Annotated in this window: 22 protein-coding genes; 17 read left to right on the plus strand and 5 right to left on the minus strand. The window is 74.4% G+C overall.

The features are described 5' to 3' along the window. Nucleotides 1–273 precede the first annotated feature (273 nt). The 3 genes from sepH to ACH4SL_RS04450 form a co-directional block, all read right to left on the minus strand. On the minus strand, nucleotides 274–1,356 hold the full coding sequence (gene sepH / locus ACH4SL_RS04440; protein ID WP_398441914.1) for a septation protein SepH: 1,083 nt from the start codon (nucleotides 1,354–1,356) through the stop codon (nucleotides 274–276). 382 nt (nucleotides 1,357–1,738) lie between these two features. Further along, nucleotides 1,739–3,082 carry a D-arabinono-1,4-lactone oxidase gene (locus ACH4SL_RS04445; protein WP_398441915.1) on the minus strand — a complete coding sequence of 448 codons (1,344 nt, stop codon included), beginning with the start codon at nucleotides 3,080–3,082 and terminating at the stop codon, nucleotides 1,739–1,741. Beyond that, nucleotides 3,018–4,283 (minus strand): MFS transporter, encoded by a 1,266-nt coding sequence (locus ACH4SL_RS04450; RefSeq protein WP_398441916.1) that lies wholly within the window; start codon nucleotides 4,281–4,283, stop codon nucleotides 3,018–3,020. Before ACH4SL_RS04450 ends, ACH4SL_RS04445 begins: the two co-directional genes overlap by 65 nt. A 126-nt stretch (nucleotides 4,284–4,409) precedes the next feature. On the opposite strand from ACH4SL_RS04450, the gene ACH4SL_RS04455 reads away from it, so the two are divergent. Continuing rightward, nucleotides 4,410–5,570 carry a ferrochelatase gene (locus tag ACH4SL_RS04455; protein ID WP_398441917.1) on the plus strand — a complete coding sequence of 387 codons (1,161 nt, stop codon included), beginning with the start codon at nucleotides 4,410–4,412 and terminating at the stop codon, nucleotides 5,568–5,570. Nucleotides 5,571–5,633: 63 nt separating this feature from the next. Further along, the gene (locus ACH4SL_RS04460; RefSeq protein ID WP_398441918.1) at nucleotides 5,634–6,455 is read left to right on the plus strand and encodes an inositol monophosphatase family protein; all 822 of its coding nucleotides are present in this window, start codon (nucleotides 5,634–5,636) and stop codon (nucleotides 6,453–6,455) included. A gap of 134 nt (nucleotides 6,456–6,589) precedes the next feature. On the opposite strand, the gene ACH4SL_RS04465 is transcribed toward ACH4SL_RS04460, so the two are convergent. Next, on the minus strand, nucleotides 6,590–6,763 hold the full coding sequence (locus ACH4SL_RS04465) for a hypothetical protein (RefSeq protein WP_167984092.1): 174 nt from the start codon (nucleotides 6,761–6,763) through the stop codon (nucleotides 6,590–6,592). A gap of 232 nt (nucleotides 6,764–6,995) precedes the next feature. Between ACH4SL_RS04465 and ACH4SL_RS04470 the strand changes: the two genes are divergently transcribed. The 4 genes from ACH4SL_RS04470 to ACH4SL_RS04485 all read left to right on the plus strand — a co-directional run bounded on the left by ACH4SL_RS04470 (nucleotide 6,996) and on the right by ACH4SL_RS04485 (nucleotide 10,433). Then, nucleotides 6,996–7,649, plus strand: a complete 654-nt coding sequence (locus tag ACH4SL_RS04470; protein ID WP_031512924.1) for a response regulator transcription factor — start codon at nucleotides 6,996–6,998, stop codon at nucleotides 7,647–7,649. 4 nt (nucleotides 7,650–7,653) lie between these two features. After that, nucleotides 7,654–8,913 (plus strand): sensor histidine kinase, encoded by a 1,260-nt coding sequence (locus ACH4SL_RS04475; RefSeq protein WP_398441919.1) that lies wholly within the window; start codon nucleotides 7,654–7,656, stop codon nucleotides 8,911–8,913. 451 nt (nucleotides 8,914–9,364) lie between these two features. Continuing rightward, nucleotides 9,365–9,664, plus strand: a complete 300-nt coding sequence (locus ACH4SL_RS04480; protein WP_031512922.1) for a DUF4193 domain-containing protein — start codon at nucleotides 9,365–9,367, stop codon at nucleotides 9,662–9,664. A 67-nt stretch (nucleotides 9,665–9,731) separates the two neighbouring features. Beyond that, on the plus strand, nucleotides 9,732–10,433 hold the full coding sequence (locus tag ACH4SL_RS04485) for a hypothetical protein (RefSeq protein ID WP_398441920.1): 702 nt from the start codon (nucleotides 9,732–9,734) through the stop codon (nucleotides 10,431–10,433). Between the two features lie 43 nt (nucleotides 10,434–10,476). Here ACH4SL_RS04485 and ACH4SL_RS04490 read toward each other — a convergent pair whose 3' ends face one another. After that, nucleotides 10,477–10,971, minus strand: a complete 495-nt coding sequence (locus ACH4SL_RS04490; protein ID WP_398441921.1) for a DUF3093 domain-containing protein — start codon at nucleotides 10,969–10,971, stop codon at nucleotides 10,477–10,479. Between the two features lie 76 nt (nucleotides 10,972–11,047). Here ACH4SL_RS04490 and ACH4SL_RS04495 point away from each other — a divergent pair, with 76 nt between their 5' ends. The 11 genes from ACH4SL_RS04495 to ACH4SL_RS04545 all read left to right on the plus strand — a co-directional run bounded on the left by ACH4SL_RS04495 (nucleotide 11,048) and on the right by ACH4SL_RS04545 (nucleotide 26,011). Continuing rightward, on the plus strand, nucleotides 11,048–11,653 hold the full coding sequence (locus ACH4SL_RS04495) for a PaaI family thioesterase (RefSeq protein ID WP_398441922.1): 606 nt from the start codon (nucleotides 11,048–11,050) through the stop codon (nucleotides 11,651–11,653). Next, nucleotides 11,650–12,174, plus strand: coding sequence for a dUTP diphosphatase (gene dut / locus ACH4SL_RS04500; RefSeq protein ID WP_398441924.1), 525 nt, complete (start codon nucleotides 11,650–11,652; stop codon nucleotides 12,172–12,174). Before ACH4SL_RS04495 ends, dut begins: the two co-directional genes overlap by 4 nt. A 2-nt stretch (nucleotides 12,175–12,176) precedes the next feature. Next, nucleotides 12,177–12,947, plus strand: coding sequence for a DUF3710 domain-containing protein (locus ACH4SL_RS04505; protein ID WP_398441925.1), 771 nt, complete (start codon nucleotides 12,177–12,179; stop codon nucleotides 12,945–12,947). 278 nt (nucleotides 12,948–13,225) lie between these two features. Beyond that, on the plus strand, nucleotides 13,226–16,570 hold the full coding sequence (locus tag ACH4SL_RS04510) for an FtsX-like permease family protein (protein ID WP_398441926.1): 3,345 nt from the start codon (nucleotides 13,226–13,228) through the stop codon (nucleotides 16,568–16,570). A gap of 94 nt (nucleotides 16,571–16,664) precedes the next feature. Beyond that, nucleotides 16,665–19,544 carry a hypothetical protein gene (locus ACH4SL_RS04515; RefSeq protein ID WP_398441927.1) on the plus strand — a complete coding sequence of 960 codons (2,880 nt, stop codon included), beginning with the start codon at nucleotides 16,665–16,667 and terminating at the stop codon, nucleotides 19,542–19,544. Between the two features lie 67 nt (nucleotides 19,545–19,611). Further along, nucleotides 19,612–20,607, plus strand: coding sequence for an ABC transporter ATP-binding protein (locus tag ACH4SL_RS04520; RefSeq protein ID WP_398441928.1), 996 nt, complete (start codon nucleotides 19,612–19,614; stop codon nucleotides 20,605–20,607). 23 nt (nucleotides 20,608–20,630) lie between these two features. Beyond that, nucleotides 20,631–21,353: an ABC transporter ATP-binding protein gene (locus ACH4SL_RS04525; RefSeq protein WP_398442667.1), complete on the plus strand. Its 723-nt coding sequence runs from the start codon at nucleotides 20,631–20,633 to the stop codon at nucleotides 21,351–21,353. 129 nt (nucleotides 21,354–21,482) lie between these two features. Then, complete coding sequence (locus tag ACH4SL_RS04530; protein WP_398441929.1) at nucleotides 21,483–24,032, plus strand: DUF4118 domain-containing protein; 2,550 nt, start codon at nucleotides 21,483–21,485, stop codon at nucleotides 24,030–24,032. A gap of 77 nt (nucleotides 24,033–24,109) precedes the next feature. Beyond that, a complete protein-coding gene (locus tag ACH4SL_RS04535) occupies nucleotides 24,110–24,793 on the plus strand; it encodes a response regulator (protein WP_398442668.1) in 684 nt (227 codons plus the stop codon). A 24-nt stretch (nucleotides 24,794–24,817) separates the two neighbouring features. Continuing rightward, entirely contained in the window at nucleotides 24,818–25,216 is a 399-nt protein-coding gene (locus ACH4SL_RS04540) for an OB-fold nucleic acid binding domain-containing protein (protein WP_078861927.1), read from the plus strand. 90 nt (nucleotides 25,217–25,306) lie between these two features. Next, nucleotides 25,307–26,011 carry a DUF3159 domain-containing protein gene (locus tag ACH4SL_RS04545; RefSeq protein WP_398442669.1) on the plus strand — a complete coding sequence of 235 codons (705 nt, stop codon included), beginning with the start codon at nucleotides 25,307–25,309 and terminating at the stop codon, nucleotides 26,009–26,011. Nucleotides 26,012–26,080: the final 69 nt, after the last annotated feature.

Raw genomic sequence — 26,080 nt, forward strand, 5'->3', positions numbered from 1 at the left:
GGGAACTGCGCGAGCAACCCACCACCGGCCGGTGGTCCGGATCGGACCGAAGAGACCCTTTGGGTCGGTGACGACCCGCGCCCCGGTGGGGGCTGGTCGCGCAGTTCCCCGCGCCCCTAAAAACGCTCGCCCCGCGCGGCAAGCGCACCGTCCCCGCGCGCCTAACGTCGCCCCGCGCGGCAGCGGAAAACGCTCGCCCGGCGCGGAAAAGCGCACCGCGCGCAGGCGGGAGGCTCAAGCGGGGTGCGGCGGCGGATGCGGGCCCCGCGGGGGCTACTCCTGCTTCTTGCGGCGGCTGCCGAAGACGATCTCGTCCCAGCTCGGGACGGTCGCCCGGCGGCCCGGGCGGACGCCGTCCGCCTCGGCCTGGCGGTCGGTCGTGCCGATCAGCCGGTCGCGGTGGCCCGCGACCGCCCGCGGCATGAGGACGTCAGCGTACGCGGACCCCGCCGAGGCGGCAGGGGCCGCGGACTCCTGCTCGGCCTCGGCGGCGGGCTCCTGCGCGGCGGGCGGCGCGTCCGGAGCCGCCGCCGGAGGCGCGGGCACCACCATGTCCCCGCGGAAGCTCGGCACCGCCTCCAGCAGGCTCGTGAGCGAGTCGCGCTCGTCCGCCTCCGCCGCGGCGGCAGCGGCCCCGCGCTCCTCGGCGCGAGCGGCGGCGCGGTCCGGCCGCTCGGTGCGGTCGGGCCGCTCCGGGCGCTCCAGCGCGCGGTCCATCGTGCGCTCGCGCGGCAGCCGCGCGATCCGCGGCACGAACGGGAAGCTCGGCTCCTGCGCCTGCGTCTGCGGGGTCTCGCCGATCAGCGACCTGGCTTCGTCGTCGACGGCCTGCACCAGGCGGCGCGGCGGGTCGTACGTCCAGCTCGCGGAGTGCGGTTCGCCGGCGACGCGGTAGACGAGCAGCACCTCCCACGTGCCGTCGTCACGCCGCCAGGAGTCCCACAGCACGGTCTCCTTCTCGGCGCCGCGCATCAGCAGCCGCTCGGCCACCGCCTCGCCGAGCTGCGGGCCGGTGCTCTCGCCCTGCCGCCGGACGGGGGTCTTGCGGGCCCGTTCGGCCATGAAGGCGCGCTCGGCCAGCACGGGACCCTCGAAGCGGCGGACCCGCTCCACGGGGATGCCGGCGAGCTGTGCGACCTCCTCCGCGGAGGCACCCGCGCGTATCCGCGCCTGGATGTCGCGGGGCCGCAGATGGCTCTCGACCTCGATCTCGATCTGGCCGAGGCGGGCCCGGTCGTTGCGCACGGCGGCACGCAGCCGCTCGTCGATCGGGAGCGTGTATTCCGTGCTGTCGGCAGCCTTGAGCACCAGTCGTGTGCCGTCGTTGCTGACGGCCACGACGCGCAGTTCGGGCACGGTTACCTCCCGGATGGTGCCTGCCGACGTCGGGTGCGTCGCTGCTCCCGTTGGACGAGTGTGGCCTTCCCGGGTGCAGCGTGCCACAACCTTGCAGAGTTGCCCGGCGTGTCGTCCCTGTGCGGTGACACCCCGTTATGGGAAGGTGGACGATTGGCCACTCTGGGTGACCTTACGCCATGCAGCGGGGCGACTGCCGTCGCAGCTACCTCCCGTCCGTCCGAGCGACCGGACGGGCACCGGGAGCACGGAATCGTCACGGTACTCCATTTGGGCCACCGCAGGGTGGCTGCCGCGCCGCCGATTGTGGTGCGCCCGGCGGGAGTTGAGTGACGCGTCTCACCCGGGGGAGTGAACGCCGCTGGATAAAAAGGGCGAAGTCCTACGAACCCAGCACCCGGCGGAGGTAGTCGTTGCCGAAAAGCCGTCCCGGGTCCAACTGGTCGCGCAATCCGGTGAACTCGGCGAACCGCGGGTAGACGGCGCGGAAATAGTCCGCGTCACGGGTGTGCATCTTCCCCCAGTGCGGCCGGCCCTCCCGTTCCGTCATGATCCGCTCCACCGCGGTGAAATACTCCTGGTAGCGGCTGCCCCGGTACATGTGCACCGCGATGTAGGCGCTGCTGCGGCCGGACGCCGTCGACAGCGTGATGTCGTCGGCCGGCGCGACCCGTACCTCCACGGGGAAGCTGATCCGGAAGTCGGACCGCTCCACCGTCGCCTTCAGCTCCCGGATCGCGTCCACCGCGGCCTCGCGCGGCACCGCGTACTCCATCTCCACGAAGCGCACCCGGCGCGGGCTGGTGAAGACCTTGTAGGGGATGTCGGTGTACGTGCGGGCGGACAGCGCGCGGCTGGAGATCCGGGCGATGGCAGGGATGGTGCCGGGGGCGGCCCTGCCGAGCGTGCAGGCGGCCTGGAAGACGCCGTTGGACAGCAGCTCGTCGTCGATCCAGCCGCGGACCGCGGGCAGCGGCGCCGCGGGTCCCTGGCTGCGGTTGTTGCGCTTGGTGTTGCAGCTGTCGGTGTGCGGGAACCAGTAGAACTCGAAGTGCTCGTTCTCGCTCGTGAGCGCGTCGAAGTCCGACATCACCCGGTCGAAGCGCATCGGCTCCTCGCGCGCGGTCAGCAGGAAGACCGGTTCCACCGCGAAGGTGACCGCGCTGACCACGCCGAGCGCGCCCAGCCCGACGCGCGCGGCCGCGAAGACCTCGGGCCGCTCGGTGGCGGAGCAGGTGAGCATCGAGCCGTCGGCGGTGACCAGCTCCAGCGCGGTGATCTGCGCCGCGATGGAGGCCGAGTCGCGGCCGGTGCCGTGGGTGCCGGTGCTGATCGCGCCGGCCACCGTCTGCTCCATGATGTCGCCCATGTTGGTGAGCGAGAGGCCCTCGGCGGCAAGCGCCGCGTTGAGGTGCTTGAGCTGCACGCCCGCCTCGACCGTCACGGTGCCGGCGGCGCGGTCGACGGAGCGGATCGCGGTGAGCCCGTCGGGGCGGATCAGCACCCCGCCGGTCGCGGCGGCGGACGTGAAGGAGTGCCCGGAGCCGACCGCCTTGGCCGTCAGCCCGTCCTCGGCGGCCTTGCGGAGCACCGCGGCCAGCTCGTCGGGGGAGGCGGGCGCGACGCTGCGCACCGGGCGCGCGGCGACGTTCCCGGCCCAGTTACGCCACGTCGCCGTGCTTTTCGAGCGCGCCGAACGCTTCCCGGTCCTCGTCGTCGTACTCACCGTGCACGTCCTCCCGCTGCGGCGCCGGCCGCAGCCGGCGGTACCCGAGTCCTGCCGCCGCCGCGGCGAGGAACGCCGCGCCGGCGGGTACCGCGAACGCCGTCGAGGCACCGTGCGCGTCGGTCACCCGACCGGCGAGCGCGGCCCCCAGGGACACCCCGACCGCCAGGCCCGTGGAGGTCCACGTGATGCCCTCGGTCAGCCGCGTCCGCGGCACGAGCCGTTCGACCAGACTCATCGTCGTCACCATGGTGGGGGCGATCGTGATGCCGGAGACGAACAGCGCCATGGCCAGGAACACCAGGTTTCCGACCAGTAGTGGCGGGATCATACTCACCGCCATCAGGGTCACACCCAGCAGGAACCTGCCGCGTGCGCTGCCGCGCGGCTGCGCCAGCCCGAACACCACGCCCGCCAGGCACGAGCCGAGCGCGTACGCGGCCAGCACCAGGCTGGCCAGCGCCTTGTGGCCGCGCTCGTCCGCGAAGGCCAGCGTGATGACCTCGACCGCGCCGAACATCGCGCCCATCCCCGCGAAGACGACGATGAGCACCGGCATGCCCGGGGCCCGCAGCGCCGAGCCGCCCGCCTGGTGGGCGCGCGGATGCGGCCGCGGTTCCGTGCCGCGCTGCGCGGCCAGCAGCAGCACGCCGACGCCCAGGAAGACGGTGGCCAGCAGCGGTCCCGCCTCGGCGAACCAGACCGTGCACAGGCCGACCGAAAGGATCGGTCCGACGATGAAGACGATCTCGTCCACCACCGACTCGAACGAATAGGCGGTGTGGAGGAGTTCCGGGGCGTTGCGGTGGATGACCGACCAGCGGGCCCGCACCATCGCGCCCAGGCTCGGCGTCGCGCCCACCCCGGCCGCGCCCAGGAAGAACACCCAGTGCGGCGCCCCCGCCCGCACCCCCACCAGCAGCACCGCGACCGCCAGCACCGTGACGGCGGCGGCCGGGCGCAGCACCCGCGCCTGGCCGTAGCGGTCCACCAGCCGGGAGACCTGCGGGCCGATCGCCGCGCCGGACAGCGCCGTCGTCGCCGACAGCGCGCCCGCGAGCCCGTACTGGCCGGTCACCTGGGAGATCATCGTGACGATGCCGATGCCCAGCATGGACAGCGGCATCCGGCCTATCAGCCCCGCCGCGGAGAACGCCCGGCTGCCGGGAGCAGCGAAGATCGCACGGTAGGGGCTGGTCACGGCGGTGCTCCCGTAAGGACTGTGGATGGTCTATACAGCTTACGGAGCGAAGCGGCCGGTGAACACCGCTCGACCGGCGCCGGACCTGGTCGGGCGGCGGGGTCCCCGGGTGGCAGGATCGGAGTCATGCCAGAGCAGTCACCCACGCCCGACACCCCCGCGCCCGGGACCGGTACGCCGACCGGCGGCCCGGCGCCGTACGACGCCCTGCTGCTGCTGTCCTTCGGCGGCCCCGAGGGGCCCGACGACGTCGTGCCCTTCCTGGAGAACGTCACCCGCGGCCGGGGCATCCCCCGCGAGCGCCTCAAGGAGGTCGGCCGGCACTACTTCCTCTTCGGCGGTGTCAGCCCGATCAACGCACAGAACCGCGAGCTGCTCGACGCGCTGCGCAAGGACTTCGCCGACCACGGCCTCGATCTGCCGGTCTTCTGGGGCAACCGCAACTGGGCGCCCTACCTGACCGACACCCTGCGGGAGATGTCCGACGCCGGGCACCGCCGCGTCCTGGTCCTGGCCACCAGCGCCTACGCCTCGTACTCCGGCTGCCGGCAGTACCGCGAGAACCTCGCCGCCGCCCTGGCCGCGCTCGGCGCCGAGGGGCGCGCCGTGCCGCAGGTCGACAAGCTCCGGCACTACTTCAACCACCCCGGCTTCGTCGCCCCCATGGCCGACGCGACCCTCGCCGCGCTCGCCGAGCTGCCGCCGGAGGTACGGGCCGGCGCCCGGCTGGCCTTCACCACCCACTCCATCCCCACCGCCGCGGCCGACACCTCGGGACCGGTCGGGGACCACGGCGACGGCGGCGCCTACGTCGCCCAGCACCTGGACACCGCCCGGCTGGTCGCCGACGCGGTCCGGGCCGCCGACGGCGTGGACCGCCCCTGGGAACTCGTCTACCAGTCGCGCAGCGGCGCCCCGACCGTCCCCTGGCTGGAGCCCGACATCTGCGACCACCTGGAGCAGCAGCACGCCGACGGCGCCCCCGCCGTCGTGATGGTGCCCATCGGCTTCGTCTCCGACCACATGGAGGTGAAGTACGACCTGGACACCGAGGCCGCCGCCAAGGCCGCGGAGATCGGCCTGCCGGTCGCCCGCGCCGCCACCGTCGGCGCCGACCCGCGCTTCGCCGCGGCCGTGCGCGAGCTGGTCCTGGAGCGCGCCGCCACCGAGCGCGGCCAGGCCGTCCCGCGCTGCGCGCTCGGGGCGCTCGGCGCGAGCCACGACGTCTGCCCGCGCGGCTGCTGCCCCGCCCGGACCCCGCTGCCCGCCGCCGCGGGCCTGGACTGAGCGCATGGCGCCCCCGACAGCCCCGGTCGCCGCGACCGGGGCCCACGACCCGAGGAGCACGACGTGAGCACACCGCCACCGGACGGCAACGGCACGCTGTACGCCGAACTGCTGGAGGTCGCCCTGGACGCCGCGCGCGGCGCCGGCGCGCTGCTGCGCGACGGCCGCCCCGCCGACCTGGGCGTCGCCGCGACCAAGAGCAGCCCCATCGACGTCGTCACCGAGATGGACATCGCGGCCGAGAAGCTCATCGCCGACCGCATCGCCCGCTCCCGCCCCGACGACGGCATCCTCGGCGAGGAGGGCGCCAGCAGCCCCGGCAGCAGCGGGGTGCGCTGGATCGTCGACCCGCTCGACGGCACCGTGAACTACCTCTACGGCCTGCCGTCGTGGTCGGTCAGCATCGCGGCCGAGAAGGACGGCGAGGTCGTCGTCGGCGTCGTCGAGGCGCCCCTGCGCGCCGAGACCTACCAGGCCGTGCTGGGCGGCGGCGCCTTCGTCAACGGGGTGCGCGCGCGCTGCCGCCCGGCGCCGGAGATGGCGCAGGCGCTCGTCGCCACCGGCTTCGGCTACCTCACCGAGCGGCGCGCCGCCCAGGCCGCGGTGGCCCGCGAGCTCATCCCGCAGGTCCGCGACATCCGCCGCGCGGGCTCGGCCGCGATCGACCTGGCCGACCTCGGCTGCGGGCGGCTGGACGCCTACTACGAGCGCGGCCTGAACCCCTGGGATCTCGCCGCCGGGGATCTCTTCGCCCGGGAGGCCGGGGCCCTCACCGGCGGCCGGCCGGGGGAGCGCCCCTCGGGCGAGCTGACCGTCGCCGCCCCGGCCGGGCTGTTCGAGCCGCTCCAGCGGCTGCTGGACGACCTGGGGGCCTGGCACGACTGACCGGCTCCGGCGGGCGGCCGCCGGGCCGCCCCCGGGGCCCCAGGGCCCCGGGAACCGCGGCCGCGGCACCGTACCGCCCCCGGACATGCGAACGCCCCGGCTCCCTCCAGGGGCCGGGGCGTGCGGCTCGGGGGTCAGGCGACCTTGGGCCGTACGTCCACGCCGTGCTCCGCCGCGAGCCGGCGCAGATCGTCCAGCTCTCCCTGCTCGACCTCGACGAGGAATTCGTCGCCCGTCTCGCGGGCCCTGCGCAGATCGGACTCCGTGGTGTGTATGCGCTGCAGGATTCCGGTGGTGAACGCGTCCATGGCGCCCCCTCCTCGTCTCCGTTGACACGCGCTGCGTGTCAAGCCAGATGCCGCGCGTGACGACACGCGACGGGCGTGGTGGGTGGGTGTGCAGTCGTCCTCCCCGCCATACCCGCGGCGGAAACCTCGCCGACCCCGCGGAAATTCCACGGGTTCCGCACTTACCGCCGATTTACCGGTCCCCGGTGCAGGATGGACGGGAATCCACACAGCTCATGGAAGGAACAGCGCCTTGCGCGTACTGGTCGTCGAGGACGAGCAACTGCTCGCGGACGCGGTTGCCACCGGCCTGCGCCGCGAGGCGATGGCCGTCGACGTGGTCTACGACGGCGGTGCCGCCCTGGAGCGGATCGGCGTCAACGACTACGACGTGGTCGTCCTCGACCGCGACCTGCCGGTCGTCCACGGCGACGACGTGTGCCGCCAGATCGTCGAGCTGGGCCTGCCCACCCGGGTGCTCATGCTCACCGCGGCCGGGGACGTCAGCGAGCGCGTGGAGGGCCTGGAGCTGGGCGCCGACGACTACCTGCCCAAGCCCTTCGCCTTCACCGAGCTGACCGCCCGCGTCCGCGCGCTCGGCCGCCGTACGACGACGGCCCTGCCGCCCGTCCTGGAGCGCTCCGGGATCCGGCTCGACCCCAACCGCCGCGAGGTCACGCGGGACGGCAACGAGGTGCATCTGGCGCCCAAGGAATTCGCCGTGCTGGAGGTGCTGATGCGCAGCGAGGGCTCGGTCGTCTCGGCGGAGCAGCTGCTGGAGAAGGCCTGGGACGAGAACACCGACCCGTTCACCAACGTCGTGCGGGTGACCGTGATGACCCTGCGCCGCAAGCTGGGCGAGCCGCCGGTGATCGTCACGGTGCCCGGCTCGGGCTACCGGATCTGATCGCGTGGCCACCGCTTCCTCCTCGTCCCCGACACCGCCCGCCCCTCAGGCGCCGCCGCGCCCGCCGTGGGATCCGCAGCCGGCCGACCGGCCGCCGCCGTGGCTGCGGCCGACGATCCGGATACGGCTCACCGTGCTCTACGGCGGGATGTTCCTGATCGCGGGCGTGCTCCTGCTGTGGGTGATCTACCTGCTGGCCGCGCAGGCGGCCAAGCAGGGCGGCGAGCTGCCCTTCAACATCACCGGCGGCACCCTGCAGTTCGAGCAGACCAACTGCCCGCAGCTGAGCTCCGTCACCGGCGCGAAGGAATTCACCGCGACGGTCAACGAGTGCATGCAGCACCAGCGGGACCTGGCGCTCAACACCATGTTCAAGCGCTCGCTGCTGGCCCTGATCGGCCTGGCGGTCGTCGCGTTCGCCTTCGGCTACATGATGGCCGGCCGGGTGCTGGCCCCGCTGGGCCGGATCACCCGCACCGCCCGCAGCGTCGTCGGCTCCGACCTCAAGCGCCGTATCGAGCTGGAGGGCCCCGACGACGAGCTGAAGGAGCTGGCCGACACCTTCGACGAGATGCTCGACCGGCTGGAGAGATCCTTCGACGCCCAGCGCCGCTTCGTCGCGAACGCGTCGCACGAGCTGCGCACCCCGCTCGCGATCAACCGCACGCTGCTGGAGGTGCAGCTCTCCGACCCCGGGGCCTCCGCGGATCTCCAGCAGCTCGGCAAGACGCTGCTGTCCACCAACGAGCGCAGCGAGCAGCTCGTCGAGGGCCTGCTGCTGCTCGCCCGCAGCGACAACGAGATCGTCGACCGCAAGCCGGTGGACCTGGCGGAGGCCGCCTCCCGGGCGCTGGACCAGGCGAGCGCCGAGGCCCAGGCCAAGGGCGTGCAGCTGCGTGCGGCCGTGTCGCCCGCGGTGGTGCAGGGCAACGGCGTGCTGCTGGAGCGCATCGCGCTGAACCTGGTGCAGAACGCGGTGCGCTACAACGTGCCCGAGGACGGCTGGGTCGACCTGAGCACCGAGGTCGTGCACGGCCACGCGGTGCTCGTCGTGGTCAACACCGGACCCGTCGTCCCGGCGTACGAGATCGACAACCTCTTCGAGCCCTTCCGGCGGCTGCGCACCGAGCGCACGGGCAGCGACAAGGGCGTGGGGCTCGGGCTGTCCATCGCCCGCTCGGTGGCCCGCGCCCACGGCGGGGTCATCTCCGCAGAGCCCCGTGAGGGCGGCGGGCTGGTGATGCGGGTGGCGATCCCGGTCTGACCTGGGCCTCGTCGGCGGCGCCCGGCGGATGTGAAGCGTGTCACTCGGGTGATCACGGAGTGTCGCGACATGCCCGACGACTGTTCGCTTTGCGAGTAATTTTGCGGTCTGTGACGACCATGGGATGGTTGTGATCGATCGCACACACGATCTACCCAGTGCCTACACTCGGTGATCAAGACATTGGGGAAAAGACCGGAAAATCCATGTTTCCGCAGGTCATGATCACGGGAAGTACAGGTACTGGCGGCTGCGCCGGACAGATTCCCGGTCACTGCCGACCATGATCGGCCACAGTCGTGATCACCTCTTCGGGGGTGCGGCTGGGTGTCGATTGAGTAACGGGCCTTGATGTGAGGCAAAATCTCCGCTTCAGGTCGGGCACAAGTCCGGCCTCCCGCGCGTTACGTGCGCTGGAGACACCGCAGACACCCACAGGGGGAGAGCGAAAATGGCTACTGATTACGACACGCCACGCAAGACCGACGATGACGTCAACGAGGACAGCATCGAAGAACTGAAGGCCCGGCGGAACGAGAAGACGACCTCCGCCGTCGACGTCGACGAGTTCGACCAGGCCGAATCCCTGGAGCTGCCCGGAGCCGACCTGTCCAACGAGGAGCTGTCGGTCCGCGTGCTGCCCCGCCAGGCGGACGAGTTCACCTGCATGAGCTGCTTCCTGGTCCACCACCGCAGCCAGCTCGCGTCGGAGAAGAACGGGAACCCGATCTGCCGCGACTGCGCGGCCTGATCCGGTGTCCGGCGCACCGGCGGGCCGTGAGGGCACCGAGCGAGGCCGTGCGGCCTCGCTCGCGGCCATGACCGCACGCGGTCTCGGCCGCGGCGTCAGACACGGCGTGAGCGGTGTGCGCGGCGGTGCCCGCAGGAGCGGGAGCGCCGCGAAGGCCGGGATCGGGTCGGTCGCGGAGCGGCTGATCGAGGTGGCGCCCCGCATTCCGGTGCGGGATCTCGCCGCCTTGCGCAGGCAGTTCCCCGGCCAGGGCCCCGACGAGATCGCCGACCGGCTGATCGCCGCCGCGGTGCGGGGCACGATGACGGTCGGCGCCGGTGTCGGCGCCGCCGCGATGCTGCCCAGCCCGCCGACCATGCCGGCCGAGCTGGCCACCGAGACGCTCGGCGTCGCGGCCATCGAGTACAAGCTCATCGCCGAGCTGCACGAGGTCTACGGACTGCGCGTCCCCGGCGGTGCCCGCGAGCGGGCCACCGCCTATCTGTGGTCCTGGACCGAGCGGCGCGGCATCGACGTGCTGAAGCTGTCCACGGTCAACGTCGCCCTGGGCAGCAGCATGAAGCGCAGCGTGCGCCAGCAGCTGCTGCGCCGCACCCTGCGCAACGCACCGACGCTGACCCCGTTCATGATCGGCGCGGCCGTCGGCGCGGTGGTCAACCGCCGCGACACCCGCAAGCTCGCCGAGCGGATCCGCCGCGACCTGCGGGCCGCGCAGTTCCCCTGGCCCGAGGTGCCGGAGTCCGAGGCCGGCCTCTACCCGGACTTCTGACCGCGGCCCCGGCCGTCCCCCGCCCCGGCCCCCCGGTGCGCCCTCAGCGCGCCTCGGCGGCCCCCGGCGCGGCCTCGGCGTCCGCCGCCGGCTCCTGCGTCCGTACCGCCTCCAGCGCCGCCGCCAGCCGCTGCGGCGAGCGGGTCGACAGATAGACGTACGGCGTCGGGTCCGCCGGGTCGGTCACCTCGACGCGGACCGCGGTCGGCACGTACGAGCGCAGCAGCATGAAGGCCCGCGGATCGGCCTTGTACGTCCGCCACGCCACCGTCTCCTCGCGGTCCAGCACGGTGGCCTCGCCCAGCGCGCCGACCGGGATGCGGGCCTTTCCGGCCACCAGCGAACCGGCCACCACCCGGATCCGGACCGACCCGTACGAGCTGACCGCCATGAGCGACAGCGCCGCGCCGACCACCAGCCCGGCCAGCAGCGGCAGCGGGCCGAAGGGGAGCAGGATCAGCGCCATCGCGACGCCCACGCCGATGGCGAGGAACCACCAGGAGCGCGGGACGGTGAGGCGTTCGTCGTAAGGCTGCATGCCACCAGACTGCCACGCGCGAATGTGCGTGCCCGCGCCGCCCGCACCGCGGCCCCAGGAGGGTAGGGTCTCGGGCGTGAGTGCAGCCACGACACCCCCCGGCGCCCCGCGCGCCGGCCTGACACCCCCCGCGGACGCCGCCGCGCCCGTCCGCCACCCCGACGCCCCGGCGCCGGGCGAGCTGCTGGGCTCGCACTACGACCAGTGCTTCGGCTGCGGCGACGGCCAGCCGCACGGGCTGCACCTGGCGGCGCGGGCCGGCGAGGGCGTCACCCTGACCGCGGAGTTCACCGTGCAGCCCGCCCACCAGGGCGCGCCGGGCCTGGCGCACGGCGGGGTGCTGGTCTCCGCGCTGGACGAGACGCTGGGCGCGCTCGGCTGGATGCTGCGCGTGATCGCCGTGACCGGCCGGCTGGAGACGGACTTCCTGCGCCCGGTGCCGGTCGGCACCACCCTGTACCTGTCGGCCCGCTGCACCGCGGTGGCCGGCCGCAAGATCTACAGCTCGGCGGAGGGCCGGATCGGCGCCCCCGACGGGCCGCTCGCGGTGCGCGCCGACGCGCTCTTCGTCGAGGTCAAGCTGGAGCACTTCACCGGGAACGGCCGCCCCGAGGAGATCCGGGCCGCGATGGCCGACCCGGACCAGGTCAAGGTCGCCCGCGCCTTCGAGGTGAACCCGTGAGCCGGCCGCCGGTGGACGTGCTGCTGCGCCGTCTCGACGACTCCGTGCCGGTGCCCTCCTACGCGCACCCCGGTGACGCCGGGGTCGACCTCACCACCACCGAGTCCGCCGAGCTGGCGCCCGGTGAGCGCGCCGTGCTGCCGACCGGGATCGCGCTCGCGCTGCCCGACGGCTACGCGGCCTTCGTGCACCCGCGCTCCGGGCTGGCCGCGCGCTGCGGTGTGGCCATGGTGAATGCCCCGGGAACGGTGGATGCCGGGTACCGTGGAGAGATCAAGGTGATCGTCGTCAATCTCGACCCGCGCCAATCCGTGCGGTTCGCCAAGGGTGACCGGATCGCCCAACTGGTCGTGCAGCAGGTCGAGCGGGTCCGCTTCCACGAGGTGGCGGAACTGCCCGGATCTGCCCGGGCCGCGGGGGGCTTCGGCTCCACGGGGGGTCATGCCGCGGGGGAAGCGCCCTCGGCTGACACGTCCAGACATGGATACGCATCGGTCGTAGCAGACCGGGAAGGACAGTGACCGTGTTCCGTCGTCGCAAGGAGCGCGAAGACGCCCTCGACGAGCTCGACGAGGCCGTCGAGGCCGACGAAGAGCCGGCCGAAGACGCTGCCGAGTCGGACGACTCCGGGGACGCCCGCCGGTACAACCTGCCGCCCGCGCCGCGGCCGGACGGCCCGTGGGACGTGTCCGAGACCAGCAGCCCGGCGGACGGCCGGGTCGACCTCGGCGGAATGTTCGTGCCCGGGGTCGAGGGCATGGAGCTGCGGGTCGAGGTCGCCGGCGAGTCGATCGTCGCCGCGACCGTGGTGCTGCGCGACAGCGCCGTCCAGCTCCAGGCCTTCGCCGCGCCCAAGTCCGAGGGGATCTGGGGCGAGGTCCGCGAGGAGATCGCCTCCGGGATCACCCAGCAGGGCGGTGTCGTCGACGAGGTCGAGGGCCCGCTGGGCTGGGAGCTGCGCGCCCAGGTGCCCGTGCCGCTGCCGGACGGGCGCAACGGTGTGCAGCTGGTGCGTTTCGTCGGCTGCGACGGACCGCGCTGGTTCCTGCGCGGGGTCATCTCCGGGCAGGGCGCGGTGCAGCCGCAGGCCGCGGGCGTGCTGGAGTCGGTCTTCCGCGACACCGTGGTGGTGCGCGGCGAGTCCCCGATGGCGCCGCGCGACCCGATCGTCCTGAAGCTGCCCAACGACGCCCAGATGGTGCCGGACGGCGGCGCCGCGGCCGAGCCGCAGTCGCGGTTCGGCGACGGCATCGACCCGATGCGCCGCGGCCCGGAGATCACCGAGCTGCACTGACGCCCCGGCGCCGCGCGCCGTTCGAGCCGTACCCGCGCGGGCGCGTACCCGGCAGTGCCGGATACGCGCCCGCGCAGCCGTGTGCCCGGAACGTGCTCCGTGCGGAACCGGCCGCGGGCCCACTGCCGTCATGCAAAAAGCATGCAAAGGATTGCGTTGAACCGGAAAATAACTTCCGGTTATCCGAAAGTCTTGCACAGCGCTACCTCCGCGACTAGCGTCACCGCCGGACGTCCGCACGGTCGTCCACCGGGGGCGGCACGGGGGTGGAACGGCGCATGGCGACGGACGTACGGCCCGGGTCCGCGCGCCGCAGAACAGGCGGCCCCGCCGCGCCCGCCGCCGTCCGCGGCGGCACCCACCACCTGGCGGTCCTGCTCGCCGCGGCCCTCGCGATCCTGCTGTCGGCCACCGTGCTGTCGGCCCTGGCCGCGCTCGCCGACCGCTCCGTGCAGAGCGCCGTCCGGCAGCGGCTGTCCACCGGCACCGACACCGGCGTCGACATCCTCGGCCACTACCGGCCGCAGGACCTGGCCGGCGGCGACAAGGCCGCCCGCGGCGCGCTCGACCGGGTCTTCGGCGACGTGCCGCACCACACGTACACCGCGCTGCGCGCCCCCGCCTCGCTGTCCTCCGAATACTCCCTGCTCCGCGCCGACGGCTCGGTCAGCGGCGCCTCCTCCGTGGTCATCGCCCTGCCGGACCCCGCGGCGCACGCCCGGCTCACCGCGGGCGGCTGGCCGCAGGCCACCGCGGGCGGGCCCGGCGCCCCCCTGCAGGCGGCCCTCAGCCAGCCCGCGGCGGCCCGGATCGGCCTGGGCGTCGGCGACAGCTTCCAGCTCCAGGTCGGCCCGCACCGCGTCGTGCTGCGGCTCACCGGGATCTACCGCCCCGCGCCCGGCGACCCCGGTGTCCTGACCGGACTCAGCAGCTCCTACGGCACCACCGACAGCCTGGCCCTCGTCGCCCCCGGCGCCTTCACCGCGCAGTCCGCGTTCACCGCCGACGCGCTCGGTGCCTGGATCGGCACCCCCGACATCTCCCGGCTGACCCTCGGCGCGATCGGCCCGCTCCACGACCGCGCCGCGCGCTTCGCCGGCAGCGACACCGCCGTCTCCGTCTTCCAGGGCAGGCCGCCCGCCATGAGCGGCGTCTACGCCTTCTCGGGGCTGCCCGACACGCTCGCCGCGCTGTCCGCGCCGATGGCCGTCGCCCGCGCCGGGATGGACATCCCCGCCGCCCTGGTCGCCGCCCTCGCCACCGCCGCCCTGGTGCTGACAGCCCGCCAGCTCGCCCAGGCGCGGGCCGCCGAGATCGCGCTCAAGGGCGCGCGGGGCGCCGGGACGGGCCGCCTGGTGGGCGCGGCCGCCGGGCAGTGGGCCCTGGTCGCGGTGCCCGCGGCGGTGGCCGCGCCCTTCCTGGCCGGCCCGCTGCTCGCCGGGCTGCGCGGCGCCGGGCTGCTGCACGGCGACCTGCCCGCGTCCGGCGCGACCGCCGTCGGCTGGACCGCGGCGCTGCTGGCCCTCGCGGTGCACGGCGTCGCGGTGCTGCTCCCGACCGCCCGCGCCGCCGCCGACCGGCGGGCGGGCATGCGACTGCGGCTGCGCGGGGCCCGCGCGGCCGCCTTCCAGCGGGCCGGCACCGACCTGGTGCTCGCCGCGGTCGCGGTGGCCGGCTGGCTCGAACTGCGCCACTACCGCAGCCCGGTGGCCGGCGGGGTCAGCGGCGCCTCGGTCGACCCGGTGCTGATCCTCACCCCCGTGCTGATGACCGCGGCGGCGACGCTGCTGAGCCTGCGGCTGCTGCCGCTCGCCGCGCCGCTCATCGACCGCGCCGCGCGCCGCGCCTCCGGCTTCGTCCTGCCGCTCGGCGGCTGGCAGGTCGGCCGCCGCGCCGCCCGGCACACCGGGCCCGCGCTGCTCATGACGCTCGCGCTCGCCGTCGGCTCGCTCGGCGTGACCGCACTGGCGATCCTCGACCGCGGGGCGCACGACCAGGCCACCTTCGCCGTCGGCGGCGACCTGCGCGTCACCCCGCCGGTGCAGACCCTCGGGAAGGTGCCGCCCCTCGCGCAGCGGCACGACGTCTACGCGGGCCTGCCCGGGATCACCGCCGTCACCCCTGTCACCGAACTGCCGCTCAGCCGCGGCAACCAGGTCCTGACCGCGGAGGGCGTGAACACCGCGGCGATCCTCGCCACCCAGAAGGACTCCGGCACCGGGCCCGTGCCCGCGGTGCGCTCCGACCTCACCGACCGGCCCCCCGCCGACCTGCTGGCCGGCCTCGGCGCCGCGGTCCCCGACCACGGCTTCACCCTGCCCGGCCGCCCCACCGAACTGCCGCTCACCGTACGGCTGTCCGCGGGCGGCAAGGGGCCGTACGTGCCGGTGGAGCTGACCCTCACGATCGAGGACGCCGACGGGCTCCCCGACCACATCACCACCTCGCTGCCGGTCACCGACGGCACGCCGTACACCGTGCGGCTGCCGCTCGGCTTCACCGGGCGCGCCCCGGCCGTCCGCCACTACCCGCTGCGCGTCATCAGGATCGGCGTGAGCATCCGCTACCCCTACCAGCGCCGCCTCTACCACCTGCGGATCGACTCCGCCGCGGCGCCGCAGGGCGCCATGTGGCGCGACCTGACCAACCCGGTCTTCGACGACGCCGGGTGCCTCCCCGGCGACATCCACCCCGAGGTGGTGGCGAGCCCGCACCTGTGCAGCAACAAGCGGGTGCCCGGCGCGCTCTTCTCCGGCACCTTCCGCGGCCCCATGCCCGGGGTCGTGCCGCCGCAGTGGGGCATGGACCTCGGCCCCGTGACGCCGCCCGGGCAGCCGCCCGTGCCCGCGCTCGCCGACGCCACGCTCCAGGCCACCGGGGAGTTCGACACCGGGGCGGTCGTCGCCCTGGACGCCGGGGTCGGCGAGACCGTCAAGGTGAAGATCATCGGCCGGATCACCGCGGTGCCCGGCGTCGACCGCACCTACGGCCGGCTGCTCGTCGACTCGCGCGCGCTCGCCGCCGCCGTGGTCGCGGCCGGCGACGAACCGCCGACCGACGACTTCTGGCTGCTGTCCGCCCGGCAGGGCGACGCCACCGCCGCCGCGGCCGCGCTGCGCGCCGACCCGGCGGCCGGCACCGCCACGACAGTGCCGCAGGCCGCCCGGCAGATCCGCGACGACCCGCTGCAGCGCGGCACCCGCTCCGCGCTGGTGCTCGCCCTGGTGCTGGCCCCGGCCTTCGCGGTCATCGGATTCACCCTGCACACCGCGATGTCGGCCCGCTCGCGGCGCGGCGAATTCGCGCTGCTGCGCGCCATCGGCGTCCGCAGACGCCAACTGGCCGCGCTGCTGTGGACCGAGCAGCTCGGCCTCGCCCTGCTCGCCGTCGTGGTCGGCAGCGCGCTGGGCGCCTTGCTCGCGGCCGTGATCACCCCGCTGGTCAGCGTGGACGCCACGGGAGCCCCGATCGTCCCGAGCCTCACCGTGACCGTCCCCTGGCCGAAGGTCGCCGCGGTCGCCCTCGGCACAGCGCTGCTCATCGTCGCCGTCGTCACCGCCCTGGCCCGCGCCTTCGCCCGCGTCGACCTGGTCCGCGTCCTGCGGGCGGGTGACGACGGATGAGCCGGGCGTACGGGACGGGGGGCGGCGCGGTGCGGAAAGCGGCGGGGCCCGGCGGTGGGCAGGGGCTCTTTCGAGGCGAGGCGGGGGGACGGGCATGAGCGGTTTCGGGGTGGTGCGCCGGCTGCGGCCGGGCAGCGGGGTACGGGATCCGGAGGTGCGGCGCGAGGCGCGGGCGGAGGCGCCGCTGCTGGCGTGCCTGACCGTGGTCGTCGCCCTGCTCGCGCTGATCACGGCCGCCGGGCCGCCGCTGCTCGACCGCTGGGCCGGGGACGCGCTGCGCAGCCGCCTGGCCGTGGCGCGGCAGAGCGACGGCGAGATCACGCACAGCCTCAACCTGCTGCGCGACGCCACCGTGCCCCCGCGCGATCCGTCCGTCTCCCCGCTGGCGGACAACCTCCAGGCGGTCGGCGAGGACTTCTTCAGAGCGGCGAAGCCGCTGCTGAGATCGATGCTCGTGCACGACTCGACCCGCATCGAGATACCCCAGCTGCGCACCACCACCGGCGCGGGCGCCCTCCAGATCGGGCTGCTGTACGCGGACGACGCACCGCCGAAGTCCACGTACACCCAGGGCACCCCGCCCGGCCGGCCGACCCGGACCTCGCCGATCCCGGTCGCCTTCTCCACCGCCGCGCGCGACGCCCTGCACCTCACCGTGGGCCAGCACTTCCACCTCTCGCGGGACATCGGCTTCAACGACACCGACGCCGTCGTCAGCGGCTTCTTCGCCGCGCCGGCCGGCGCCGCGCCCCCGCTCTGGCACGAGGAGGCGCTGCTCGGCCGGCCCACCCGGGTCGACGGCCTGTGGCGGGCCCAGGCCGTGATCGACGCGGCATCGGTCGACGCGCTCCAGCAGGACACCCGCGGCCGCGGCACCTCCTACACCGTGCAGTGGCGCGACTCGATCCGGATGACGCCCGAGCAGGCGACCCGGATGGCGACCCCGGCGGGGCTGCGCACGCTCCAGGACGAGGCCGACAGCTTCACCGCGGCCGTCGCCGACACCTACTGCCCCGACGCCGACGACTACATGGCCGCCCCGTGCAGCATCGGGCCCCACCCCACGACCGCCCTCAGCACCGACGACAGCGTGCCCGACCTCGTGGAGCCCTTCGCGCGGGCCCGCGACCAGGCCCGCACCCTGGAGTCCTTCGCGCTCGCCGGGCTCATCGCGGTCGGCCTGGTCACCGTCGTGGTCACCGCCCGGCTCGCCGTCCACCGCCGGGAGCGGGCCCAGCGGCTGCAGCGCGCCCGCGGCGCCTCCGCGACGGACCTCGCGCTGGTCCGGCTCGTCCAGACCGCACCCGCCGCGCTGCTCGGCGCCGCGCTCGGCACCGGCGCCGCCGTATGGGCCACACCCGCGGGCGGCACCGGGCACGGCAGCCTGCTGCCCGCGCTGCTGGTCGCCGCCGTGGCCTGGCTGGCGCTGCCGCTGCTCACGCTGGCCGCGGCCCGGGACCGCGGCGGCCGGGAGAGCCGGCCCCCGGCGCTGCGGCGGCTCGCCGTCGAGGTCATGGTGCTGCTGGTCGCCGTGGCGGGGGTGGCGATGCTGCGCCTGCACGGCGCCGGTGCGGGCGGTCTCGACCTGCAGCTCGCGGTGGTGCCCGCGCTGCTGGGGGCCGCCGCCGTGGTGCTGCTGGTGCGCATCTACCCGCTGCCGCTGCGGCTGGTGTCGCGGGCCGCGCGCGGCCGGCGCGGGACGGTGCCGCTGATCGCCTTCTCGCGCGCCGCCCGGGAGGCCCCCGGGCACGCGCTGGCCCTGCTGGTGCTGGTCATGACGCTGTCCACGGCGGTCTTCGGCGGCCTGGTGTCCCGTACGGTCGCCGACGGCAGCCGGACCGCGGCGGTGTGGTCGTCGGGCGCCGACGCCGTGGTGATCGGCGCGGGCCGGGACGGCACCGCGGACCGGGAGCTCACCGGCATCCAGGGCGTGCGCAAGGCCACCGTCGTGCGCAGCCTGCTCAACCAGCTCACCAGCGTGAAGGACGGCGCCCGCTACACCACCACCCGCGTCGCGGGCATCGACGCCTCCGTGCTCGCCACCCAGGCCCCGGACTCCGCCGCCGCCCGCGCGCTCGAAGCCGCGGGCCTCGCGAACAGGCCCGAGCCCGCGCCCGTCAAGGGCCGCTACGTCCTGCCGGCCCTGGCCACCGCGGACTTCGCGGGCGGCGCGATCGGCGACACGTACACCACCACCCTCAACCGCAGCACGGTCTCCGTCCGCGTCGTGGGCCGGCTGCCGGACGCCGTCCGCCGCGACCCCGCGCTCGGGCCGCTGATGAGCGTCGACCAGCAGGACGCCGGGCGCGGCGAGAAGGCCGACAGCTCCACGGCGCTGGCCGCCGAGAGCCCGCTGCTGCTGGTGGACTCCGCCGAACTGCGCATGCTCGACAAGAGCGAGTACGACACCGCCGCCGTGCTCCTCTACGGCCCGCACCTGAACGGCGACCTGCTGCGGGTCGCGGGCCAGCGGGCCGCCGGCCCCTCCGGGGAGGTCCGGATCAAGGCCGACGAGCTGTCACTCGCCGCAAACGACGGGCTGCTGCGCGGGGTGCGCCGCACGTACGCGACCGCCACCGCGCTCGCCGTACTGCTCGCGCTGGTCGCCCTGGTGCTGGAGCTGCTGCTGTCGGCCGGCGACCGCGGCCGCACCGCCTCCCGGCTGCGCACCCTGGGCCTGCCGACCCGCGGCATCGCGGCGCTGGACCTGCTGGAGCTGCTGCCGATGGCGCTCGCCGCGGTCGCCGGGGGAGTGGCGCTCGGCCTGCTGCTGCCCGGCATCCTGGGGCCCGCGCTGACCCTGCGCGAATTCACCGGCGGGCCCGCCGCGCCCGCGCTGCACACCGACTACGCCCTGACCGTGGGGCTCGGCGCGGGCCTGGCCGCCCTGGTGGCCGCCGCCGTCGCCGTCGAGACCTGGGCGGGCCGCCGCCGCGGACTGGGCGCGGTGCTGCGGCTGGGGGACGCCGTATGAACGGCATGAGCGTCCACCGCACCGCGTCCCGTACCGCCGGACCGCACGACGACCACCGGGAGCACGTATGACCGACCTCGCCACGCTCCAGGCCCGCGCCATGGCCTCCGCCGCTCCCGCGCCCGACGAGGGGCTCATCGTCTGCGACAACCTCGTGCGGGTCTACCGCACGGAGGGCGTCGAGGTGCAGGCGCTCCAGGGGCTGGACCTGACCGTCGACGAGGGCGAGCTGCTGGCCGTCGTCGGGGCGTCCGGCTCGGGCAAGTCCACGCTGCTGGGCATCCTGTCCGGGCTCGACCTGCCGACCGCCGGCCGCGCCCGGGTCGCGCGGCACGACCTGCTGGCCATGAAGCGCCGCGAGCGGCTGGACTACCGGCGCCGCACGGTCGGCTTCGTGTGGCAGCAGACCGCGCGCAACCTGCTGCCGTACCTGACGGCGCGGGAGAACGTCACCATGCCCATGGGCTACGCCCGGGTGCCGCGCCCCCGGCGCGCCGAGCGGGCCGTGGAGCTGCTGGACATGCTGGGCGTCGCCGACTGCCGCGACCGCCGTCCCGGCGAGCTGTCCGGCGGCCAGCAGCAGCGCGTGGCCATCGCGGTGGCCGCGGCCAACACCCCCCGGGTGCTCTTCGCCGACGAGCCCACCGGCGAGCTGGACACCGCCAGCGGCGAGGAGGTCTTCGCGGCCCTGCGCCGGACGAACACCGAGCTGGGCGTAACGATCCTGATCGTTACCCACGACCCGGCCGTCTCCGAGCAGGTCCGGCGTACGGTACGGATACGCGACGGCCGCACGGCGACCGAGGTGCTGCGCCCCGGGGGCGGGGCCGACGGCGACGGGCCGGGCGTCGCGGAGGAGTTCGCCGTCCTGGACCGGGTGGGGCGGCTCCAGCTCCCGCGGGAGTACACCGAGCGCTACGGCCTGAGCCGCCGTGTCCGGCTCACCGCGGAGCACGACCACATCGGGGTGTGGCCCGACCGCGGCGCCGGGGATCCGGCGGCGGCGGGCGACGGGGCCGGGCAGGCGCCCGGCGGGGAGCAGCGGGGGCGGGACGAGGGATGAGCGACCAGGAGGGAGGCGCGGGGATGGCCGAGCAGTCCGCCGCGGCGGTGGCGACGGTGCCGGGGACCGGCGGGATGGTGGTGGTCGAGGACCTGCGCCGGACGTACGGCAGCGGGGAGACGGCCGTGCACGCGCTGCGCGGGGTGTCCTTCTCGGTGGGGCGCGGCGAGCTGGTCGCCCTCAAGGGCCGCTCCGGTTCCGGCAAGACCACCGTGCTCAACCTGGTGGGCGGCCTGGACTCGCCGGACGGCGGCCGGATATCCCTGGACGGCACCGACCTCGCCGGCCTAGGCGACGACGACCTGCTGGCGCTGCGCCGCGACCGCATCGGCTTCGTCTTCCAGTCCTTCGGCCTGATCCCGATCCTCACCGCCGCGGAGAACGTCGGGGTGCCGATGCGGCTGCGCAAGGCCCCGCCGAAGGAGCGCGAGGAGCGCGTGTCGCTGCTGCTCGCCCTGGTGGGCCTCGCCGACCACGCCGCCCAGCGCCCCGGCGAGCTGTCCGGCGGCCAGCAGCAGCGCGTCGCCATCGCCCGCGCGCTCGCCAACCGGCCCGACCTGATCATCGCCGACGAGCCCACCGGCCAGCTCGACGCGGACACCGGACTCGCCGTGATGGAGCTGCTGCGGGCGGTGGTGCGCAGCGAGGGCGTCACCGCGCTGGTCGCCACCCACGACAGCCAGCTCATCGCGCTGGCCGACCGGGTGCTGGAGCTGCGCGACGGCCGGATCGTCTCGGACGGCTGAGCCGCGGGACGCCCCCGGGGCGCTCGCGAGGGACCATGGACGTACGCAGGCGTCAAGACGGCGTCAAGGTGCGCCCGGACGGAGGCCCCGAGTCCGATGTGTCCGCTTCGGCCGATCTAAGGTCTGACCATGGCACGCGGCACGTTGCGCATCTACCTGGGGGCGGCCCCCGGCGTCGGCAAGACCTACGCCATGCTCTCCGAGGCCCACCGGCGGGCCGAGCGCGGCACCGACGTGGTGATCGGCTACGTCGAGCACCACCGCAGGCCGCGCACCGAGGTGATGATGCGCGGCCTGGAGGAGATACCCCGCCGGGAGTGCGACTACCGCGGCACGGCCTTCACCGAGATGGACCTCGACGCGATCCTGCGCCGCGCCCCGGAGATCGCGCTCGTCGACGAGCTGGCCCACACCAATGTGCCCGGCTCGCGCAACGCCAAGCGCTGGCAGGACGTCGAGGAGCTGCTCACGGCGGGCATCGACGTCGTCTCCAACGTCAACATCCAGCACCTGGAGTCGCTCGGCGACGTCGTCGAGTCGATCACCGGGGTGCGGCAGCGCGAGACCGTCCCCGACGAGGTGGTCCGCCGCGCCGACCAGATAGAGCTGGTCGACATGTCGCCGCAGGCGCTGCGCCGCCGTATGGCACACGGCAACATCTACGCGCCCGACAAGGTCGACGCGGCGCTGTCCAACTACTTCCGCCCCGGCAACCTGACCGCGCTGCGCGAGCTGGCGCTGCTGTGGACGGCCGACCGGGTCGACGAATACCTCCAGGAATACCGCGCCGAGCACCGCATCTCGGCCGCCTGGCAGGCCCGCGAGCGCATCGTCGTCGGCCTCACCGGCGGGCCCGAGGGCCGCACGCTGATCCGGCGGGCCGCCCGGATGGCCGCCAAGGGCTCGGGCAGCGAGATCATGGCCGTGCACATCGTGCGCAGCGACGGCCCGGTGTCCGGCTCGGCCAAGGAGCTGGCCGTCCAGCGCACCCTGGTCGAGGACCTCGGCGGATCCTTCCACCACGTCATAGGCGACGACGTCCCCGACGCCCTGCTGGACTTCGCCCGCGGCACCGACGCCACCCAGATCGTGCTCGGCAGCAGCCGCCGCAAGCCCTGGCAGTACGTTTTCGGCCCCGGCGTCGGCAGCACCGTCGCCCGCGAGAGCGCCGACATCGACGTCCACATCGTCACCCACGAGCAGGTCGCCAAGGGCCGCGGACTGCCCTCCGCGCGCGGCGCCAAGCTCGGCCGCTCCCGTGTCGTCGCCGGCTGGCTGACCGGCGTGGCCGGCCCGCTGCTGCTGACGCTGCTGCTCACCCAGTGGCACCCCGGCATGGGCCAGGCCACCGACATGCTGGTCTTCCTGGCCCTCACGGTGGCCGCGGCCCTCACCGGCGGGCTGCTGCCGGCCCTGGTGTGCGCGGTGGGCGGCTCGCTGCTGCTGAACTACTACTTCACCCGCCCCACGCACTCCTTCACGATCGCGCAGCCCGAGAACATCATCGCGATCGTGATCTTCGTGATGGTCGGCATCGCCGTCGCCTCGGTGGTGGACCTCGCCGCCAGACGCACCCAGCAGGCCGCCCGGCTGCGCGCCGAGGCGGAGATCCTGTCCCATCTGGCGGGCAGCGTGCTGCGCGGCGAGAGCTCGCTGGACGCGCTGCTGGAGCGGGTGCGGGAGACCTTCACGATGGACTCCGTGGTGCTGCTGGAGCGGGACGACGACAACCCCGCGAGCGACGCGTGGACCTGCGCCGCCTCCGTCGGCGCCGTCCCGTGCGTACGCCCGGAGGACGCCGACGTGGAGGTGGCCGTCAACGACCGGCTCTCGCTCGCGCTGCTCGGCCGGGTGCTGCCCGCCGCCGACCGCCGGGTGCTGTCCGCCTTCGCCGCGCAGGCCGCGGTGGTGCTGGACCGCAAGCGGCTCGCCGACGAGGCCGGCCGGGCCCGCGAGCTCGCGGAGGGCAACCGGATACGCACCGCGCTGCTCGCCGCCGTCTCGCACGACCTGCGCACCCCGCTGGCCGGTATCAAGGCCTCGGTCAGCTCGCTGCGCTCCGCGGACGTCGCCTGGTCGCCGGAGGACGAGGCGGAGCTGCTGGCCGGCATCGAGGACGGCGCCGACCGGCTGGACCACCTGGTGGGCAACCTGCTGGACATGTCCCGCCTGCAGACCGGCACCGTCAACCCGCTGATCCGCGAGCTGGACCTCGACGAGGTGGTGCCCAAGGCGCTCGGCGGCGTTCCCGACGACGGCGTCACCCTGGACATCCCCGAGTCGCTGCCCATGGTCGCCGTCGACCCCGGCCTGCTGGAGCGCAGCGTCGCCAACGTCGTCGAGAACGCCGTCAAGTACAACCCTCCCGGCGAGCCCGTACTGGTCGCGGCGAGCGCGCTCGGCGACCGGGTCGAGGTACGCGTCGCCGACCGCGGCCCGGGTGTCCCCGAGGACGCCAAGGAGCAGATTTTCGAGCCCTTCCAGCGGTACGGCGACGCCCCGCGCGGCACCGGCGTCGGCCTCGGCCTCGCGGTCGCCCGCGGCTTCGCCGAGGCCATGGGCGGCACCCTGGTCGCCGAGGACACCCCCGGCGGCGGCCTGACGATGGTGCTCACCCTGCGGGCGGCGGCCGGCGGCGAACCGGCCCGCCCCGGGCTGCCGGCGACGGCGACCACATGAGCGGCGGGGCGGCGGGCCGCGAGCCCGCGGCCGGCGGGGGCGAGCGGCGCGAGCCGGGGAGCGGGAGGGAGCGGCGGATGTACCGGGTGCTGGTGGTCGACGACGAACCGCAGATCGTCAGGGCGCTGGTGATCAACCTGCGGGCGCGGTCCTACGAGGTGGACGCCGCGCACGACGGGGCGGCCGCGCTGCGGCTGGCGGCGGCCCGGCACCCCGACGTCGTGGTGCTGGACCTGGGGCTGCCCGACATGGACGGCGTCGAGGTGATCCGGGGCCTGCGCGGCTGGACCCGGGTGCCGATCATCGTGCTGTCGGCCCGGCACGCCTCCGACGAGAAGGTCGAGGCACTGGACGCCGGAGCCGACGACTACGTCACCAAGCCCTTCGGCATGGACGAGCTGCTGGCCCGGCTGCGCGCCGCGGTCCGCCGCGCCGCGCCCACCGCGCCGGACGAGGGCGCCTCGGCCGTGCAGACGGACAGCTTCACTGTCGACCTGGCCGCCCGCAAGGTGCACCGCGACGGCGCCGACGTCCGCCTCACCCCCACCGAGTGGCACCTGCTGGAGGTGCTGGTGCGCAACCCCGGCCGGCTGGTGTCGCAGAAGCAGCTCCTCCAGGAGGTCTGGGGTCCCGCGTACGGCACGGAGAGCAACTATCTGCGGGTCTACATGGCGCAGCTGCGCCGCAAGCTGGAGGCGGACCCGGCCCGCCCGCGGCACTTCATCACCGAACCCGGCATGGGCTACCGCTTCGAGGCGTGAGGTCCGGCCGGTACGCTGGAACGCATGAGTGGTGCCATCCGTGACGAGCGACCCGCGGGACGCTTCCGTCGTATGCTCGGCCGGCTGTCGTCCTCCCAGGAGGAACTGCACTCCGAGGAGCTCCAGGAGGAGTCCCGGGCGGTCGGCTGTACGCGGATCAAGGACTGCTCCGACCGCCAGATAGTGTCCGTCACCGGTACGCTGCGTACGGTCACTCTCCGTCCTCGGGCGGGGGTGCCCGCACTGGAGGCGGAGCTGTTCGACGGATCCGCCGCGCTGGACGTGGTCTGGCTCGGCCGCCGCAGCATCACCGGGATCGAACCCGGCCGCCGCATCATCGCCTCCGGCCGGATCTCCATGAACCATGGCCGTCCGGTGCTGTTCAACCCCAAGTACGAACTGCGTCCGGTCGGACAGGAGTAGCCGGTGGCGTCGATCGACAACACGGACCACGAGAACCACGAGGACACCCGCCCCGCGGGCGCGCCGCCGGACGGCGGTGACGACACCGACGTGCGCGCCGCGACCGAGGCCGCCCTGCTGGAGGCGTTCGGCGGGGTGCTGGGCATGGTGGAGACCACCGTCCCGGGCCTGGTCTTCGTGGTGATCTACACGATCAACCACAGCATCGCGCCCTCCGCGTTCGCCGCGCTCGCGCTGTCGCTGGTGCTGGCCGTCGTGCGGCTGGTCCGCAAGGACACCCTCAAGCACGCTTTCAGCGGTGTCTTCGGCATCGGCTTCGGCGTGCTCTTCGCGATGATGTCGGGCAACGCGAAGAACTTCTACCTGCCCGGCATGCTCTACACCCTGGGCCTGGGCATCGCGTACGTGATCTCGGCGCTCGTCCGCTTCCCGCTGCTGGGCCTGATCCTCGGCCCGGTCTTCCGGGAGAACCTGTCCTGGCGCACCCGCAACCCGGGCCGCCTGGCCGCCTACACCAAGGCCAGCTGGGCCTGGGGCCTGATCCTGCTGGCCAAGTCGGCGATCCTCTTCCCGCTCTACTGGAAGGGCGACGTCACGCAGCTGGGCTGGGTCAAGGTCGCGCTCGGCATCCCGCCCTTCCTGCTGTCGGTCTACTTCACCTGGATCTTCCTGGTGAAGGCGCCGCCGCCGATCGACGTCTTCGCCGAGATGGAGGCCGCCGAGGAGGAGCGCAAGGCCGAGAAGGAGCGCGCCGCGTCGGCGGAGAACGCCGAGCAGCCGGTCAAGCAGCCGTAGCGCCTCGTACACGACGGCGGTGGCCCGGGCCCTTCGAAGAAGTCTTCGAGGACCCGGGCCACCGCCGTA

The organism is Streptomyces sp. NPDC021020 (genome assembly GCF_044333285.1).
Lineage (GTDB): Bacteria > Actinomycetota > Actinomycetes > Streptomycetales > Streptomycetaceae > Actinacidiphila.